The sequence below is a fragment of the Curvibacter sp. PAE-UM genome, assembly GCF_001432305.1.
Taxonomy (GTDB): Bacteria; Pseudomonadota; Gammaproteobacteria; order Burkholderiales; family Burkholderiaceae_C; genus Hylemonella.
This window is the reverse complement of the sequence record NZ_KQ483358.1, coordinates 3,537,134-3,554,140: the sequence shown is the minus strand read 5'-3', so window position 1 is coordinate 3,554,140 and position 17,007 is coordinate 3,537,134. Positions and strand designations below refer to the sequence as shown.

Annotated in this window: 11 protein-coding genes; 8 read left to right on the top strand and 3 right to left on the bottom strand. The window is 66.8% G+C overall.

Annotation, left to right across the window (positions count from 1 at the left end; all coding sequences use genetic code 11):
• Positions 1-32 precede the first annotated feature (32 nt).
• The gene (locus tag AO057_RS16945; RefSeq protein WP_057677049.1) at positions 33-1,307 is read right to left on the bottom strand and encodes a patatin-like phospholipase family protein; all 1,275 of its coding nucleotides are present in this window, start codon (positions 1,305-1,307) and stop codon (positions 33-35) included.
• 138 nt (positions 1,308-1,445) lie between these two features.
• Between AO057_RS16945 and apbC the strand changes: the two genes are divergently transcribed.
• From apbC to AO057_RS16905, 8 genes are all read left to right on the top strand, one after another.
• Positions 1,446-2,537 (top strand): iron-sulfur cluster carrier protein ApbC, encoded by a 1,092-nt coding sequence (gene apbC / locus AO057_RS16940; RefSeq protein WP_057677048.1) that lies wholly within the window; start codon positions 1,446-1,448, stop codon positions 2,535-2,537.
• 608 nt (positions 2,538-3,145) lie between these two features.
• Positions 3,146-4,099 (top strand): LysR family transcriptional regulator, encoded by a 954-nt coding sequence (locus tag AO057_RS16935; RefSeq protein ID WP_057677047.1) that lies wholly within the window; start codon positions 3,146-3,148, stop codon positions 4,097-4,099.
• A 162-nt stretch (positions 4,100-4,261) separates the two neighbouring features.
• Complete coding sequence (locus tag AO057_RS16930) at positions 4,262-6,079, top strand: NAD(P)H-dependent oxidoreductase subunit E (RefSeq protein WP_057677046.1); 1,818 nt, start codon at positions 4,262-4,264, stop codon at positions 6,077-6,079.
• Positions 6,076-8,964 carry a formate dehydrogenase subunit alpha gene (gene fdhF / locus AO057_RS16925; RefSeq protein ID WP_057677045.1) on the top strand — a complete coding sequence of 963 codons (2,889 nt, stop codon included), beginning with the start codon at positions 6,076-6,078 and terminating at the stop codon, positions 8,962-8,964. The genes AO057_RS16930 and fdhF overlap by 4 nt, the downstream gene beginning before the upstream one ends.
• A 159-nt stretch (positions 8,965-9,123) precedes the next feature.
• Positions 9,124-9,684 (top strand): DUF3305 domain-containing protein, encoded by a 561-nt coding sequence (locus AO057_RS16920; RefSeq protein ID WP_057677044.1) that lies wholly within the window; start codon positions 9,124-9,126, stop codon positions 9,682-9,684.
• Complete coding sequence (locus AO057_RS16915; RefSeq protein WP_057677043.1) at positions 9,677-10,300, top strand: DUF3306 domain-containing protein; 624 nt, start codon at positions 9,677-9,679, stop codon at positions 10,298-10,300. The genes AO057_RS16920 and AO057_RS16915 overlap by 8 nt, the downstream gene beginning before the upstream one ends.
• The gene (locus tag AO057_RS16910) at positions 10,227-12,323 is read left to right on the top strand and encodes a 4Fe-4S binding protein (RefSeq protein WP_156404600.1); all 2,097 of its coding nucleotides are present in this window, start codon (positions 10,227-10,229) and stop codon (positions 12,321-12,323) included. The genes AO057_RS16915 and AO057_RS16910 overlap by 74 nt, the downstream gene beginning before the upstream one ends.
• A 7-nt stretch (positions 12,324-12,330) precedes the next feature.
• A complete protein-coding gene (locus AO057_RS16905) occupies positions 12,331-12,969 on the top strand; it encodes a TorD/DmsD family molecular chaperone (RefSeq protein ID WP_057677041.1) in 639 nt (212 codons plus the stop codon).
• A 14-nt stretch (positions 12,970-12,983) separates the two neighbouring features.
• On the opposite strand, the gene AO057_RS16900 is transcribed toward AO057_RS16905, so the two are convergent.
• Positions 12,984-15,092 carry a sensor histidine kinase gene (locus AO057_RS16900; protein ID WP_240480802.1) on the bottom strand — a complete coding sequence of 703 codons (2,109 nt, stop codon included), beginning with the start codon at positions 15,090-15,092 and terminating at the stop codon, positions 12,984-12,986.
• Complete coding sequence (locus AO057_RS16895) at positions 15,089-16,486, bottom strand: sigma-54-dependent transcriptional regulator (protein WP_057677355.1); 1,398 nt, start codon at positions 16,484-16,486, stop codon at positions 15,089-15,091. The genes AO057_RS16900 and AO057_RS16895 overlap by 4 nt, the downstream gene beginning before the upstream one ends.
• Positions 16,487-17,007: the final 521 nt, after the last annotated feature.

Genomic DNA, 17,007 nt, shown 5'->3' with positions numbered 1-17,007 from the left:
CGCAATTTTAGTCGCCCGGCGGGAAAGGGTCCCTAGACCCGCAGCGGGTCGCGCCGGCGTTCTTCCCGCGGCGCGGCGGGCGGGGGCGGCACCTGGTCCCAGCCGAAGAAGCGGCAGACCTCGTCTTCCTGGTGCAGGGTGTCGGCGTGGCCCAGGGCCATGAGTTCACGCGTGTAGGCGGCTTCGAACAGCAGGTAGCTGGTCAGGGCGCCGCCCTTGATGTCGGCCTTCTTCGAGGACACCCCCAGCCCGCCCAGCAGGCTGCGCACGGCGTGCGGCAGCGCGTCGGCATGCCTGGCGGCGATCTGGTCCAGCCGCTCGGAAGGCGAGATCACCAGCAGCTCCACCGGCTTCAAGGCGCTGGCCTGGCGGGCCTCGCGCGGGATCAGGTTGAGGGTCTGGTTGATGCGCCGGATGCGCTCGATGTCCACCGCCAGCGCGTCCAGGAAGATGCTGGACATGGCGTGACCGGCGATCTGTGCCAGCGAGGGGTAGGTTCCTGGGGCGGCGCGCTGGAGGGTGTCGCGCGGCTCGCTCATGCGGCCGGCGCCCACCACCAGGATGCGCTCGGACCCCAGGTGGATGGCGGGTGCCACCGGCGCGGTCTGGCGCATCGAGCCGTCGCCGAAGTATTCGGTGCCGCCGTTGATGGACAGGGCCTTGGCCGGGAAGACGAAGGGGATGGCGGAGGAGGCCAGCAGGTGCTCGTGCGTGATGCGGTCGCGCACCGCCAGTCGCTGCGAGCGCACCCAGGGCTGCAACTCCTCGCCGCCTTCGAAGAAGGTGACGTGGTGGCCCGAGCTGTAGCTGGAGGCCGTGATGGCCAGCGCCTGCAGGTGGCCCTGGGCGATCAGGCCGGGCAGGCGTTCCAGCGGCACCATGGTGCGCAGCAGTTCTTCCAGCGGGCTGTTGTCCAGCAGCGAACGCGGCTTGATGCGGCGCCAGCGTGCGATGAGCCAGCCCAGCGAGAGCAGGCTCATCCAGCGCGCGCCGCTGCGCAGCACGCTCAGCAGGTCGGCCTCGTAGACCTGGCTGGCCTCGAAGTTCTCCCAGACCGAGACGATGCGCTGCACGGCCAGGTCGAAGTCGTCGGCGCCGCAGGCGAGCGAGGCGGCGTTGATGGCGCCGGCCGAGGTGCCGGTGATGATGGAGAAGGGGCTGGAGGCCGGCGCGCCGGGAACGCGGGCGCGGCGCAGTTGGGCCAGCGCCTGCAGCACGCCCACCTGGTAGGCGGCGCGTGCGCCGCCGCCGGTCAGCAGCAGACCGATGCGGGGCGGGTTCGTGTCGGGGGTGACCGTGCTAGCCATGCGGTCATTATGTGGTGCTTGAGTGCAGGGAGTACTCCCGTAGCAGTGCGGGAAACCCCGGGGGTGTGCAATTTGCCCACGGCGGCGGGGTTATCGATGCCACAGCTAGACTATGCGCACTTCAGGAGTAAACCCCAAATGGCAGTGACAGAACAGACGGTGCTTGAGGCCCTCAAGACCGTGGTGGACCCGAACACGGGCAAGGATTTCGTTTCCAGCAAGGCCGTCAAGAACCTGACTGTGCAGGACGGCGACGTTGCCTTCGACATCGAGCTGGGTTACCCGGCCAAGAGCCAGATCCCCGGTTTCCGCAAGGCACTGATTGCCGCTGCCAAGGGCGTGGCTGGCGTCAACAACGTCTCGGTCAACATCAACGTCAAGATCGTGGCGCACGCCGTGCAGCGTGGCGTGGCGCTGCTGCCCAAGGTGAAGAACATCGTGGCCGTGGCTTCGGGCAAGGGCGGCGTGGGCAAGAGCACCACGGCCGTCAACCTGGCCCTGGCCCTGGCAGCCGAAGGCGCCAGCGTGGGCATCCTGGATGCCGACATCTACGGCCCCAGCCAGCCCATGATGATGGGCATCGACGGACGCCCCGAGAGCGAGGACGGCCAGACCATGGAGCCGCTGGAGAACTACGGCGTGCAGGTCATGTCCATCGGCTTCCTGGTCGCGCAGGACGAAGCCATGATCTGGCGCGGCCCCATGGCCACCCAGGCGCTGGAGCAGCTGCTGCGCCAGACCAACTGGAAAGACCTGGATTACCTGATCGTCGACATGCCGCCGGGCACCGGCGACATCCAGCTCACGCTCTCGCAGCGCGTGCCCATGACGGGCGCAGTGATCGTCACCACCCCGCAGGACATCGCGCTGATCGACGCCAAGAAGGGCATCAAGATGTTCGAGAAAGTGGGCGTGCCCATCCTCGGCCTGGTCGAGAACATGGCGGTGCACATCTGCAGCAACTGCGGCCACGTCGAGCACATCTTCGGCGTGGACGGCGGCAAGAAGATGGCGGCCGAGTACGGCATGGCCTACCTGGGTGCGCTGCCGCTGAACATGCAGATCCGCGTGCAGGCCGACAACGGCAAACCCACGGTGGTGGCTGACCCGGACGGTGAGGTGGCTGGCATCTACAAGGCCGTGGCGCGGCAGGTGGCCTTGGCGATAGCTGCCAAGAACAGGGACTTTTCGAACAAGTTTCCGAGTATCAAGATCTCGAAGGAAACCTGAGCGGTTTGATCGCTTTTCTTGCTTGGCGCTGATAGGCGTTTAATCCTGCAGCGTTTCCCTTGCGGGGCATTTAACAACCCCCCACTCACCTCCAGCCCCTCTCTGCCCCCCGCCGGGGGCAAAGAGGGGAGCCTTGATTTGGTTTCTTTGCACCGGCTACGCTTCTACGGCGTGTGAGGGCACCACTGCTTCTACTTTCCCAGACTGGTGCGCCTACGGTCGTAGAGAACTCGTACGTATCTGCATTCCACGGCTGGCGGCTGCGCCGGCCAGTGACGAGATAGGCGCTCAATAACGTGCCGCACTTCTCCGGTCTCGCCCACAGCCGGCCGCGCAGCGGCCGCTGTCGTTGGCACACCCAAGTCTCACCGTTTGCTACGACCGGAGGCCAGAAATCTCGGCCCACCATCCACGGTGGCGGCGTCACGTACTGTAGAAGCCTGTCCAGAACACCAGAAGCCAAATCCAGGCTCCCTTCTCTACCCCGGCGGGGGTAGAGAAGGGCGGGGGGATGAGTGGGGGGTTACAAAAGCGAAGCAAGAGACAGCCATACCCCAAGCGGCAAGACATGCTCCCGATTTCATACCCCGGTCTTGTAGGATGCGTGCATGAACCTCCTCGTCTCCATGCGCTACCTCGTCGCTCTCGACGAGCACAAGCATTTCGCCCGCGCGGCCCAGTCCTGCTTCGTGACGCAGCCCGCGCTGTCCAACGCCCTGCGCGCGCTGGAAGAAGAATTCGGTTCGTCCATCGTGAAGCGCGGCCGCACCTTCGTCGGTTTCACGCCCGAGGGGGAGCGCCTGCTGGAAAGCGCGCGTCGCATGCTGCGCGAGGAAACGCTGCTCAAGCAGGACCTGAGCAGCGTGGGCGGCCAGCCGCAGGGGCGTCTGGGCATCGGCGTCGTGCCTTCGGCCGAGCCGGTGGCGGCGCGTTTTGCCGCCATGCTGCAGGCGCGCCACCCGGGCATCCGGCCGGTGGTGCGCTCCATGAGTTCGCAGGAGATCGAGGCCGGGCTGGAGGAGCTCACGCTGGACCTGGGCCTGGGTTTCATCGAGCGCGTGCGCCCCGGTGCCGGAGCGCTGCAGACCCTGCTGCAGTACACCGAGCACTATTTCCTGGTGCGCAAGGCCGCGTTGCCACCGGAGCCGAACGCACAGGGCATGCGTTTTGGTTCACCCATGCCCTGGCAGGAGGCGGCCGCGCTGCCCCTGTGCCTGATGACCTCCGAGATGTACAACCGCCACATCGTGGACGGCGCTTTCGCCGAGGCCGGCGTCAGGGTCCAGCCGGTGCTGGAAACCAATTCCCTGCTGACCCTGGCGCTCAGTGCCGTGGGCGGCTCGGTCTGCGCCGTCATGCCCGGCGCGCTGGTGGGGGCGGTGCGCGCCTACCGCGAACTGGAGGCGCAGCCTCTGAGCAGCCCCGAAGTGCGCACTTCCATCGGCTTCATGTTCCAGACGGCGGAGCGGCATTCGCGCCCGCTGGAAGCCGCCCTGACCCTGGCGCAGGATGCGGCCTGGTTGCGCCATGCGGCCGCGCACAGCGGCCTCTTGCACGCCTGAAACAGTTCGGGCGGTCGCTTTGAGGCGGCCCTGATCACCGCATATGCAATTTGCTGCGCTGCATCATTTATATTTTGAATGACAACATGTCTCCATGCAATTTGACCGCGGCAGGGGCCGGGCGGACACTGCGCCCACAGTTATGAACCGAGGGACAACCCCATGAACCATCCAGGCCGCAAAGGCGAAGTCCAGGCCGTGGCCGTCGCCACCGTCGACGACCTGCGCGAACGCATCCGCCGCAAGAGCAAGCTCAAGGGCCGCCAGGCCGACGACAAGTCGCTGGCCGAAGTCATCACCCTGATCGGCGCCAGGCCGGCCAACGGCCACCGCCGTGACCTGCTGATCGAGCACCTGCACAAGCTCAACGACGCCTACCGCTGCCTGCACGACCGCCACCTGGTGGCGCTGGCCAAGGAAATGAACATCCCCATGGCCGAGGTCTATGAAGTGGCCACCTTCTATCACCACTTCGAGGTGGTGAGGGGCGACGAAAAAGCCCCCGGCCTGACCGTGCGCGTCTGCGACGGCCTGAGCTGCGAGATGCATGGTGCCCAGAGCCTGATGAGCAAGCTGCAGACCACCCTGGGCGGTGATGTGCGCGTACTCCACGCGCCTTGCGTGGGCCGCTGCGAGCAGGCCCCGGTGGCCGTGGTGCACCAGAACCCGGTGCTGCGCGCCACGCCCGAGAGCGTGGCCAAGGCCGTGAAGGCCGGTGCCAGCACGCACCCCAAGTCCAGCGGCAAGGCGGCTTTCGAGCCGGCAGCGCTGGCCCTCAAGTCCATCTCCCCCGCACCCAGCCAGCAGCAGGTCTCGCCCGACTTCGTGGGTTTTGAGGCCTACAAGGCCAAGGGCGGCTACCAGTTGGCGGCCGACCTGCTCGCTGGCCGGCAGGACGTGGAAGCCGTCATCAAGGCCATGGAAGACTCGGGCCTGCGCGGCCTGGGCGGCGCCGGTTTCCCGGCCGGGCGCAAATGGCGCATCGTGCGTGACCAGCCTGCGCCCAAGCTGATGGCCGTGAACATCGACGAAGGCGAACCCGGCACCTTCAAGGACCGCACCTACCTGGAGCGCGACCCGCACCGTTTCCTCGAAGGCCTACTGGTCGCCGCCTACGCCGTGGGCGTGGGCGCCTGCTACATCTACCTGCGTGACGAGTACCACGGCGCGCGCGCCCTGCTGGAGGCCGAGCTGGCCGCCCTGCAGGCCAACCCGCCCTGCCCGCTGCCGCTGATCGAGCTGCGCCGCGGTGCCGGCGCCTACATCTGCGGCGAAGAGTCCGCCATGATCGAGAGCATCGAGGGCAAGCGTGGCGAGCCCCGCATGCGCCCGCCCTACATCGCCCAGGTCGGCCTGTTCGGCCGGCCCACGCTGGAGCACAACTTCGAGACGCTCTACTGGGTGCGCGACATCGTGCAGAAGGGCCCGAGCTGGTTCTCCAGCTTCGGCGCCAACGGCCGCAAGGGCCTACGCTCCTTCAGCGTCAGCGGCCGGGTCAAGCACCCGGGCGTCAAGCTGGCGCCGGCCGGCATCACCATCCGCGAACTGGTCGACCAGTATTGCGGCGGCATGCTCGATGGCCATGAGCTGTATGCCTACCTGCCGGGTGGCGCCTCAGGCGGCATCCTGCCGGCCAGCATGGGCGACATCCCGCTGGACTTCGACACCCTGCAGCCCTACGGCTGTTTCATCGGTTCTGCGGCGGTCATCGTGCTGAGCCAGAAGGACACGGCGCGCGAAGCCGCCGTGAACATGATGCGTTTCTTCGCCGACGAGAGCTGCGGCCAGTGCACGCCCTGCCGCGTGGGCACGGCCAAGGCCGTCAAGCTGATGGAAGCCAAGCAGTGGGACAACGAGACGCTGGAAGACCTGTGCCAGGTCATGGCCGACGCCTCCATCTGCGGCCTGGGCCAGGCCGCGCCCAACCCCATCCGCTGTGTCCAGAAATACTTCCCGCAAGAACTGGGAGCCCAAGCATGAACGCACCCGCCAAGCTCAACGAAGTCACCCCCCAGGTCGTCGAGTTCACGCTCGACGGCAAGAAGGCCCAGGCCTACGCCGGTGAAACCATCCTGACCGTTGCCAAGCGCATGGGCATGGAGATCCCGCACCTTTGCTACAAGGAAGGCATGCGCGCCGACGGCAACTGCCGCGCCTGTGTGGTCGAGGTCAAGGGCGAACGCACCCTGGCCCCCAGCTGCTGCCGCAGCGCCACCGCCGGCATGGAAGTGCAGAGCAAGAGCGAACGCGCCGTCAAGAGCCAGAAGATGGTGCTGGAAATGCTGCTGTCCGACATGCCCGATACCGGCTACAAGTGGGACGAGCAGGACGAGTCGCTGCAACATGGCGAGCTGTCGCAGTGGGCCGACCAGGTGGGTGTGACCGTGCGCCCCGCACTCAAGGCCCTGCGCCGCGAGCAGCCCAAGGCCGACATCTCGCATCCGGCCATGGCCGTGAACCTCGATGCCTGCATCCAGTGCAACCGCTGCGTGCGCGCCTGCCGTGAAGAGCAGGTGAACGACGTGATCGGCTACGCCATGCGCGGGTCCAGTAGCGAGATCGTGTTCGACCTGAACGACCCCATGGGTGACAGCACCTGTGTCGCCTGCGGTGAGTGCGTGCAGGCCTGCCCCACGGGCGCCCTCATGCCCAAGACACGCATCGGTTCGCAGCAGGTCGACAAGAAGGTCGACTCGGTCTGCCCCTTCTGCGGTGTCGGTTGCCTGATCACCTACAACGTCAAGGACAACAAGATCATCAGCGTGGACGGGCGCGACGGCCCGGCCAACCACAACCGCCTGTGCGTCAAGGGCCGTTTCGGTTTCGACTACGCGCACAACCCGCAGCGCCTGACCAAGCCCCTGATCCGCAAGGCCGGCGTGCCCAAGGATCCGGAGGCCATCGACGAGCTGAACCGCCAGATGAGCGAGGACCCGTCCATCATCGGTACCATGTTCCGCGAAGCCACGTGGGACGAGGCGCTGGACCTGGCCGGCGGCGGCCTCAAGGCCCTGCGCGACAAGTACGGCCTCAAGGCCCTGGCCGGTTTCGGCTCGGCCAAGGGCAGCAACGAAGAGGCCTACCTGTTCCAGAAGCTGGTGCGCACGGGTTTCGGCAGCAACAACGTGGACCATTGCACCCGCCTGTGCCACGCCTCCAGCGTGGCGGCCCTGCTCGAAGGCGTGGGCTCGGGTGCCGTGTCCAACCAGGTCAATGACGTGGAGCATTCCGGTCTCATCTTCGTGATCGGCTCCAACCCCACGGCCAACCACCCGGTAGCGGCCACCTGGATGAAAAACGCCGCCAAGGCCGGTGCCAAGATCGTGCTGGCCGACCCGCGCATCACCGACATCGGCAAACACGCCTGGCGCACCCTGCAGTTCAAGCCTGACACCGACGTGGCCATGCTCAATGCCATGATCTACACGGTGATCGAAGAAGGCCTGGTGGACCAGGACTTCGTGAAGAAGCGCGCCAGCAACTTTGAAGCCCTGAAGAAAAACGTACAGGGCTACAGCCCCGAGGCCATGGAGCCCATCTGCGGCATCCCGGCGCAAAAGCTGCGCGAAGTGGCGCGCGAGTTCGCCACCTCCAAGGCCTCCATGATCCTGTGGGGCATGGGCGTGAGCCAGCACGTGCACGGCACCGACAACGCACGTTGCCTGATCGCCCTGTGCGCGGTGACCGGCCAGATCGGCAAGCCCGGCTCCGGCCTGCACCCGCTGCGCGGCCAGAACAATGTGCAGGGCGCCAGCGACGCCGGCCTGATCCCCATGATGTTCCCGAACTACCAGCGCGTGGACAACAAGGAAGTGCACCAGTGGTTCGAGAAGTTCTGGAACACCAAGCTCGACAACCGCCCCGGCTACACCGTGGTGGAGATCATGCACAAGGCCCTGGTCGACGACAGCGATCCGCACAAGATCCATGGCATGTACGTGGAGGGCGAGAACCCCGCCATGAGCGACCCGGACCTGAACCATGCCCGCCACGCGCTGGCCGAACTCAAGCACCTGGTGGTGCAGGACATCTTCATGACCGAGACCGCCTGGCTGGCCGACGTGATCCTGCCCGCCACCGCCTGGCCCGAGAAGACCGGTACGGTGAGCAACACCGACCGCATGGTGCAGATGGGCAAGCAGGCCGTCACACCGCCGGGCGAAGCCAAGCCGGATCTCTGGATCATCCAGCAGATTGCCAAGCGCATGGGCCAGGACTGGAACTACCCGGGTGAGCACGCCGGTGTGGCCGCGGTCTACGAAGAGATGCGCCAGGCCATGCACGCCGTCATCTCGGGCATCACCTGGGAGCGCCTGGAGAAGGAATCCAGCGTGACCTATCCCTGCCTGAGTGCCGAAGACCCGGGCCAGCCCACCGTCTTCATCGAGGACTTCCCCACGGCCGACGGCAAGGTCAAGCTGGTGCCGGCCGACATCATCCCGGCCAACGAGCGCCCCGATGCCGAGTTCCCCTTCGTGCTCATCACCGGCCGCCAGCTCGAACACTGGCACACCGGCAGCATGACGCGCCGTTCGGGCGTGCTCGACGCCATCGAGCCCATCGCCACCGCCTCCATGTGCGGTGACGACATGACCGAGCTGGGCCTGTCGCCCGGCGACGTGGTGACCGTGGCCTCGCGCCGCGGCCAGGTGGCCATCCACCTGCGCCGTGACGACGGCACGCCCCGCGGCGCCGTTTTCATCCCCTTCGCCTACTACGAGGCGGCGGCCAACCTGATCACCAACGCCGCGCTCGATCCTTTCGGCAAGATCCCGGAGTTCAAGTACTGCGCGGTGGCCATCCGCCGCGGCGGCACGCCGGCCAAGACGCAGGGCTTTGGTGCGGCGCAGGCCATGCTGGGCTGAGCGGTCCTGTGATGCCCGCTTCCGGCGGGACAAGACAAGGGCCTTGCGGCATGCCGCAAGGCCCTTTTACTTCCTGGCGCGGATGAGCAGGGCGTGCGACAAATTGTCGCAACGGACTCTTATGCAGGGTCTTTCCTATCCGCTACAGTGGCGGCTGTCATGAACACGAAACAGCCTACTCTTCAAGTCGCCGTCATCATGCGCAAGGTGCGCATAGCCGGCGCCATGAGCCGCTGGCAGACCTGGCGTTGGGAGCTGGCCGACGTGGTGATGAACGAGCCCGCCTTCGGCACCGAACCGCGCCGGCTGCGCCAGGATGAGAGCGGCGAGCACTGGTTGCACCCGAACTTCACGGTGGAACTCTTCCGCGACGATGCGGAGGGCTATTACCTCAACGCCACCACGCCGGCACCCTGCTGGTTCGTGCTCTGGCGCATGGACGAGGAAGCCACGGTGTCCGACGAACCGATTCCCCGCCCGGCCGCCGTGTCGGTGAGTTACCACGATGCCGGCCGCTGGCTCGACGCGCAGGAGACGGTGGAGCAGGTGCCGGCGCCGCCCGAGGTGGTGGCCTGGTTCCAGGCCTTTGCCGACGAGCACTACAAGATCGAACCCAAGAAGCGCAAGCGGCCTGACAGCTTCAAGCCGCTGACCGACCGCTTCGGCAACCCGGCCTCGGTGAGCACGGAGAAGAAATTCGGCGGGGGCGAGCATGGCTGACGGCTTCCTGGGCCGCTGGGCGCAGCGCAAGCAGGCGGTGCGCGAGGGCAAGCCCATCGCAGAGCCGGTTGTGCCCGTCGCGACGCCGGTGCCTCCAGTGTCCGCGCGCAGTGAGCCCGTGGCCGCTGCACCGCAGGCCGCGCCCGTGGTCGAGCCGCCACCGCCCACGCTGCAGGACGCGCAGGCCTTGACGCCGCAGTCCGACTTCAGGCGTTTCGTCGCCGCCGACGTGGACCCCGAGGTCAGGAACGCGGCCATGAAGCAGCTCTTCACCGATCCGCACTTCAATGTGATGGATCGCATGGACGTCTACATCGACGACTACTCCATCCCCGACCCGCTGCCGGAATCGATGCTGCGCCAGATGGCCAGTGCGAAATTCCTGAACCTCTTCGATGACGAGGAAGAGCAAGACAAGAAGCCCGGGGCAGGGCTGACCCCTAGCCCGGCGCCTGCTGCGCAAACTGATAATCCACCCACGGTGGCAGCGAACACCGGTTTGCCGCCTCCTGCCGCCACGGCCCAACTGAACGATCAAGACCATGTCGACCCTGATTTGCGACTGCAACAAGACCATGCCATTGGACCCCAAGGGTCTGGGCGCGGTCCTCAATGAAAACCTGACGCTGCACAGCACCCTGTGCCGGCGCGAGGCCGGCGCCTTCCAGCAGGCGCTGGGACAGGGCGAGGACGTGGTGGTGGCCTGCACGCAGGAAGCCCGCCTCTTCGGCGAGATCTCCGAGCAGACCGAGGGCGCCAAGTCGGTGCCGATCCGTTTCGTCAACATCCGCGAGACCGGGGGCTGGAGCAAGGACGCGGCCAAGGCCGGCCCGAAGATGGCCGCGTTGCTGGCCGCCGCGCGCCTGCCCGACCCCGAGCCCGTGCCCACCGTCACCTACAAGAGCGCCGGGCGCCTGCTCATCATCGGCGCGCTGGACGCCGCCGAGCGCGCCGCCGAGCTGCTGGCCGACACCCTGGACGTCAGCATCTTCAGCACCGGCCCCGGGACGGATGGCGGTTTGCAGGAGCGCCGTTATCCCGTGCTGGCCGGCAGGATCGAGGCGCTCACCGGCTGGCTGGGCGCCTTCGAACTCAAGTGGCAGCGCAACAACCCCATCGACCTGGACCTGTGCACACGCTGCAATGCCTGCATCGACGCCTGCCCGGAAGGCGCGATCGGCTTCGACTATCAAATTGATAGCGCTCTGTGCAAATCACACCGGGCCTGCGTCAAGGCCTGCGGCGTGGCCGGGGCCATCGACTTCACCCGCGAGCCGCAGGCCGACAGCGAAACCTACGACCTGGTGCTGGACCTGCGCAGTACGCCGGCCTTCACCCAGCACGCCAAGCCCCAGGGTTATTTCCAGTGGGACGGCCAGAACCAGCGCACCCTCATCGAATTGCGCGGTCTGGTCGGCGAATTCGAGAAGCCCAAGTTTTTTGTCTACAAGCAGAAGCTCTGCGCGCACAGCCGCAACGAGAAGGTGGGCTGCAACGCCTGCATCGAGGTCTGCTCGGCCTCGGCCATCAGTTCGGACTACGAACACCAGCAGATCAAGGTGAGCCCCAACCTCTGCGTGGGTTGCGGCGCCTGCACCACGGTTTGCCCCAGCGGCGCGCTGACCTTTGCCTACCCGCGTGCGGGCGAGCAGGGCGTCAAGCTCAAGACCCTGCTCTCCACCTACCTGCGCGCCGGCGGCAAACAGCCCGCGCTGCTGCTGCACAGCCAGCAGGCGGGGACCCGGATGATCGGTGACCTGGGCCGCGCCGCACGCGTGGACCCGGACATGCTGGGCGTGCCGGCGCGCGTGATCCCCGTGCCGGTCTGGCACACCGCCTCCCTGGGCCTGGATGTCTGGCTCTCGGCCGTGGCCTATGGTGCGACGAATGTCTGGGTGCTGATGGCGGGCGAGGAAGCGCCCCAGTACCTGGAGGCCGTGCGCGCCCAGATGGACGTGGCGCAGGCCATCCTCACCGGCCTGGGCTACAAGGGCGAACACTTCCGCATCCTGCATGCGCGGGATGCGCGCGACCTGGCGGCGCTGGACGCCGACCTGCAGCTTGCGGCCGCGCAGGGTGTGGCCAAGCCCGCCGGTTTTGCCGTGCAGGCCGACAAGCGTGCGACGCTGGAACTGGCGCTGGACCATCTGCTGACGCACGCCACGCTGGCCGAACCCAGACCCGAGCTGATTCCGCTGCCGGCACAGGGCTCCCCGCTGGGCGCGCTGGCCATCAACAAGGACAGCTGCACGATGTGCCTGAGCTGCGTGAACGCCTGCCCGGCCAGCGCGCTGCAGGACAACCCCAACGCGCCGCAGCTGAAATTCATCGAGAAGAACTGTGTGCAATGCGGCCTGTGCGTCAAGACCTGCCCGGAAAAGGCGCTGTCGCTCATTCCGCAGCTGCGTCTGACGCCGCAGCGCAAGGAAGCCGTGGTGATCAACGAGATGCAGCCCTACGCCTGCGTGCGCTGCGGCAAGCCCTTCGGCACGCTCAAGGGCATCGAGGCCATGCTGGGCAAGCTGGCCGGCCATTCCATGTTCCAGGGCGAAGCGCTGGAGCGGCTGAAGATGTGCGGCGACTGCCGCGTGATCGACATCTACAGCAACCCGAACGAATCCAGGATCACCGACCTTTGAGCCGACCATGAGCAATCAACCAGAATCCAACGACGCCCTGCTGGCCCAGGGCGGCACGCTCGACGAAGAGACCGCCCGCGCCGAGGTCTATGGCCTGCTGGCCGCGCTGTATTACGCCCCCCCGGGCGCAGAGTTGCTGGAGCAACTGCGGGTGGCCGCCACCGAAGCGCCGGCCGAGGGTGGTTTCCTGGAGGAACCCTGGCGTGCCCTGGTGGGTGCGGCGCGCGATCTGGACTTGCAGACGGTCACAAGGGAATACAACGCCCTGTTCGGCGGCGTCGGCAAACCCGAGGTCTACCTCTTCGGCTCGCACTACCTCAGCGGTTTCCTCAACGAGAAGCCCCTGGCCAAGCTGCGCGATGACTTGGCCGCCCTGGGCCTGGCGCGCGACGAGACCATGCCCGAGACCGAGGACCACATCGCCTACCTCTGCGAGGTGATGCGCTACCTGATCGCCGGCGACGACGTGGCCGTGGCCAACCTGACGAAACAGCGCGAGTTTTTTGCGGCGCACCTGCAGCCCTGGGTCAACCCCATGTGCGACGCGATCGAGGGCAACCCCTCGGCACGTTTCTACGCGGCGCTGGCCGGTTTCACGCGCGCCTTCCTCAGCGTCGAGATGCAGGGCTTCGACATGCTGGCGTAAAGCCGGCTTCCCGTTCAGGCCCGCCGCGCTTCCATCGGGCCCGTCGGACCATCCTGCGGAACCAGCGGCTCGGTCAGCAGCCAGACGCGGAAGACCGCACCATCGGCGGCCTCGCCGAGCTCGCGCCGGTTCAGGCCTTCGATGCTGCCGCCGTAGCGTTCCACCAGGCCCACGCTGATCCACAGGCCCAGGCCGTTGCCGTCGTTCTTGGTGGTGAAGAAGGGGCGGAACAGGCGCTCCTTGACGCGTTCGCTCAAACCCGGTCCGCTGTCGCTGATCTCCAGCAGCACGCCGGTCTTGCCGTCCTCCCGGTTGCGCGTGCGCAGGCGCAGGCGTCCGCCCTCGGGCATGGCCTGGATGGCGTTGATCATCAGGTTGATCACCACCTGCTGCAGTTCCTGGCGGTTCACGCCGGCGCGCGCCGTGGCCAGCAGGTCGCGCTCGACGTCGATGCGGGTGCGCGCCAGCAGGTGGGCCACCAGTACCAGCGAGTTCTCCAGCGTCTGGTTCACGTCCATCGCTTCCACGTAACCCGCGTATTCGGTGGGCCGTGCGTACTGCAGCAGCTGGGTGACGATCAGGCGCATGCGTTCGACCTGCTGGTCCAGCAGGGTGAGTTCGGCCTTGACCGGGGTGGCCTGCGCGCCCAGGGTCTCGCGCATCAGGTCCAGGTTGCCCTGGATCACGGCGATGGGGTTGTTGATCTCGTGCGCCACGCTGGCGGTGAGCTGGCCGATGGCGGCGAGCTTCTCCGACTTGACCAGCTGCTGCTGCGCCTGCTGCAGCGAGGCGTTGCTCTGCGCCAGCTCCTGCGTGCGCTCGACCACCTTGGCATCGAGCTCCTCGGCCCAGCGCTGCAGGGCGCGGGTCTTCTCGTCGATCACGTCCAGCAGTTCGTCCAGGTGGCCGGCCAGCGCGCCGATCTCGTCGCGCGCGGTGACCAGGCCCACGCGTGCGCCGGTGTCGCCGTCCTCCACGCGCTGCATGGTCAGGTTCATCTGCTCCAGCGGGCGGAAGATGCTGCGCGCCCAGCGCAGCGAAAACAGCGCGGCCAGCACCATCACCACCAGGAAGATGCCGACGATCAGCGCCAGCATGCCGTACTTCACGTAGCGGAAGGGCTCTTCCAGGTAACCCACGTAGAGCATGCCCGTGCGCTCGCCGGCGGCGTCCAGCAGCGGCTCGTAGGCCGAGACGTACCAGTCGTTGACGACGAAGGCGCGGTCCAGCCAGGTTTCGCCATGCGTGAGCACGGCCTCGCGCACGGCTTGCGAAACGCGCGTGCCGATGGCGCGCTCGTCCTGGAACAGGCGCACATTGGTGGTGATGCGCACGTCGTCCATGAAGAGCGTCGCCGTGCCGTGGCTGCCGAAGGGCAGGGAGCCTTCGGGGTAGACGATGCGGTTGATGTGGTCGATGAAGGGCAGGTTCTGGTTCAGCAGCACGCCGCCGCGCAGCAGCGCCACGATATTGCCGTCGGCACCGCGCACGGGCGTGGTGGCCAGCATGACCAGGGCGCGGTCTTCCACGTTGCGTGTGGTGGGAATGGCGCTGCGTGTCGGGATCAGCGGGATGTGGATGCGCGGCGCCAGATGCGGGGCCAGCGCCAGCAGTTCGGCCGGCTCCAGCCGCGCCAGGTTGGCCTGGTCGGTGCTGACGCGGGCGTGGATGGCCCCTGCGCCATGCGCTGGTGTGCGCATCTCGGTGGACGGGGTGGCCGAGGGCAGCCAGTCGGCCGTGATGAGCCGGCCGTCAAGCTGGTAAAGGTTGATGAAGTCGAAGCCCAGGCGCCGGCTCTCGCGTGCCAACAGGGCCTGCACGGCCGGCAGGTCGCGCCGCTGCAAGGGCTGGTAGAGCGCGTGCGAGGCCGCCACCGCGTGCGTGCCGGAGCCCACCTCGGACAACACCTGCTCGAAGTAGCCGCGTGCCACCGCCAGGTCGCTGCGCACCTTGGTGATCAGCAGCCGGTCGTAGGCGGCATTGCCCCAGATCAGCAGCGCGCCGACCAGCAGGGGCAGCACCACCAGCAGCGGCAGCAGCGCCATGGCCAGCAGCTTGTTGCGGATGGAGTGCGTGAGCCAGCGCGGCGCCAGCGCGGCCGGCAAGCGGGCGAGCCATCTCACGACAGGGCCCACTCGGCGCAGCGCCGCTCCAGCGTGCGGCGCGAGATGCCCAGCAGCTGCGCGGCCTGCGTCTTGTCGCCGTGCACCGAATCGAGCACCGCGCGGATGTGCTGCTGCTCCAGCGTGTGCAGGTCGGTCACGCCGCGCTCGGCGCCGCTGTCGGCGGGCGCGGCAGCGGAGCGCTGGCCCATGGTGTAGAGCGCCGAGACATTGAGCGTGCCCAGGATCAGCGAGCGTTCGATCAGGTTGCGCAGCTCGCGCACATTGCCGGGCCAGTCGTACTGCATCAGGTAGTCCATCTCGGCCGGTGTGATCTGCAGCGGCGCGGCGCCCAGCACGGGGGCGAGCCGGGCGATGAAGTGCTGTACCAGGTCGGGGATGTCGTCCTTGTGTTCGCGCAGGGCGGGGAGCGCCAGTTCTACCACCTGCAGGCGGTAGTACAGGTCCTTGCGGAAGCGCCCCTCGGCCACGGCCTGCTGCAGCGAGCGGTTGGTGGCGGCGATGATGCGCACGTTCATCGTCACCAGCTGCTGGCTGCCGACCGGGCGGATCTTCAGGTCTTCCAGCGCGCGCAGCAGCGTGGCTTGCAGCGGCAGCGGCAGCTCGGCCACCTCGTCCAGGAAGAGCGTGCCGCCCTGGGCGTAATAGAAGAGGCCGTCGCGTGCGCGCGTGGCGCCGGCAAAGGCGCCCTTGGCATGGCCGAAGAGCTCGCTCTCCATGTGCTCGGGCGAGACCGAGGCGCAGTTGACGGGCACGAAGGGCCCTTGCGCGCGCGGGCTCAGGGCATGCAGGGCACGTGCCACCAGCTCCTTGCCCGTGCCCGATTCGCCCTGCAGCAGCACGGTGCTGTTGACCGTGGCGATGCGGCGTACGGAGGCGGAGAGTTCGGTCATCTGCGGCGTATGCCCCACCAGGCCGTTGTCGGCGAACTGGCTGCGCGACAGTGCGTGGCGCAGCACGAAGTTCTCGCGTGCCAACCGGGCACTCTCATAACAGCGGCGCACCGCGTTGAGGATCTGCGGCACGCGAAAGGGCTTGAGGATGAAGTCCGAGGCGCCGGCGCGCAGCGCCTCGATGGCGGTGTCCAGGTCGGCGAAGGCCGTGATCAGGATCACCTGGCCGGTGTAGCCGTGCTCGCGCAGTTCCTTGAGCCAGGCCACGCCGTTCATGCCGGGCAGGGCGATGTCCAGGATGATGAGGTCGACGTGGTTGCCGCGCAGCAGCTCGGCGCCTTCTTCCGCACTGCCCGCCTCCATCACGGTCTGGCAGCGCGGCGCCAGCGTCTTGACCAGAAAGTTGCGCATGCCCGGCTCGTCGTCGACGACCAGGATGGACCAGTAGGGCCAGCCGTCGGCCAGCTTGTTTGCGTCGGGAATGGGGGGCGTTGTGGTCACGGTCAGGCGATGAAAGTAGCGCAATTCTATCGATCACAGCTGAGTGATTTTGTCGGGTATCAAGGTTTTGATGCGCTAACAACAGCGCGCCGTGTGGCAGGCTTGCGAACCATTCTTATCTGTGTGATTTGACTTGCGACAAGTTGTCGCAAACCTGTCGTCAGCTTGTCGTGCCACCAGATGATTATTGCGGTGCAGCAAGTACACAAGCCCTTGATTCATGCGGTGTGCTGCAAATTCGTTCGAGTGCCAGGAGTGCATGGCTATATCAGTGATGTGCGAATTAAAAAATCTCCCCTGTGCGCATCGTGGCGAGGGTCGGCTCGCACCAAGGGAGACCTCGCTTGCTGAAACACCGTGGCATTGCTAAATTCCAGCAAGTTTCGTTATGTAGTTCTGTTCCTAAGTGGAACCTTTCAGGAGACCCAGCATGAGTCAATCCCAAGGGAAATTGTCACGACGCACCCTTTTTGCAGGTGCAGGCACCGCCGGTGCCGTGGCCGCCGTGGCCAGCCTGATGC

Excerpts from the sequence above, each read along its gene's own strand:
- AO057_RS16945 (WP_057677049.1), bottom strand. The coding sequence starts at position 1,307 with ATGGCTAGCACGGTCACCCCCGACACGAACCCGCCCCGCATCGGTCTG.
- apbC (WP_057677048.1), top strand. The coding sequence starts at position 1,446 with ATGGCAGTGACAGAACAGACGGTGCTTGAGGCCCTCAAGACCGTGGTG.
- AO057_RS16935 (WP_057677047.1), top strand. The coding sequence starts at position 3,146 with ATGAACCTCCTCGTCTCCATGCGCTACCTCGTCGCTCTCGACGAGCAC.
- AO057_RS16930 (WP_057677046.1), top strand. The coding sequence starts at position 4,262 with ATGAACCATCCAGGCCGCAAAGGCGAAGTCCAGGCCGTGGCCGTCGCC.
- fdhF (WP_057677045.1), top strand. The coding sequence starts at position 6,076 with ATGAACGCACCCGCCAAGCTCAACGAAGTCACCCCCCAGGTCGTCGAG.
- AO057_RS16920 (WP_057677044.1), top strand. The coding sequence starts at position 9,124 with ATGAACACGAAACAGCCTACTCTTCAAGTCGCCGTCATCATGCGCAAG.
- AO057_RS16915 (WP_057677043.1), top strand. The coding sequence starts at position 9,677 with ATGGCTGACGGCTTCCTGGGCCGCTGGGCGCAGCGCAAGCAGGCGGTG.
- AO057_RS16910 (WP_156404600.1), top strand. The coding sequence starts at position 10,227 with ATGTCGACCCTGATTTGCGACTGCAACAAGACCATGCCATTGGACCCC.
- AO057_RS16905 (WP_057677041.1), top strand. The coding sequence starts at position 12,331 with ATGAGCAATCAACCAGAATCCAACGACGCCCTGCTGGCCCAGGGCGGC.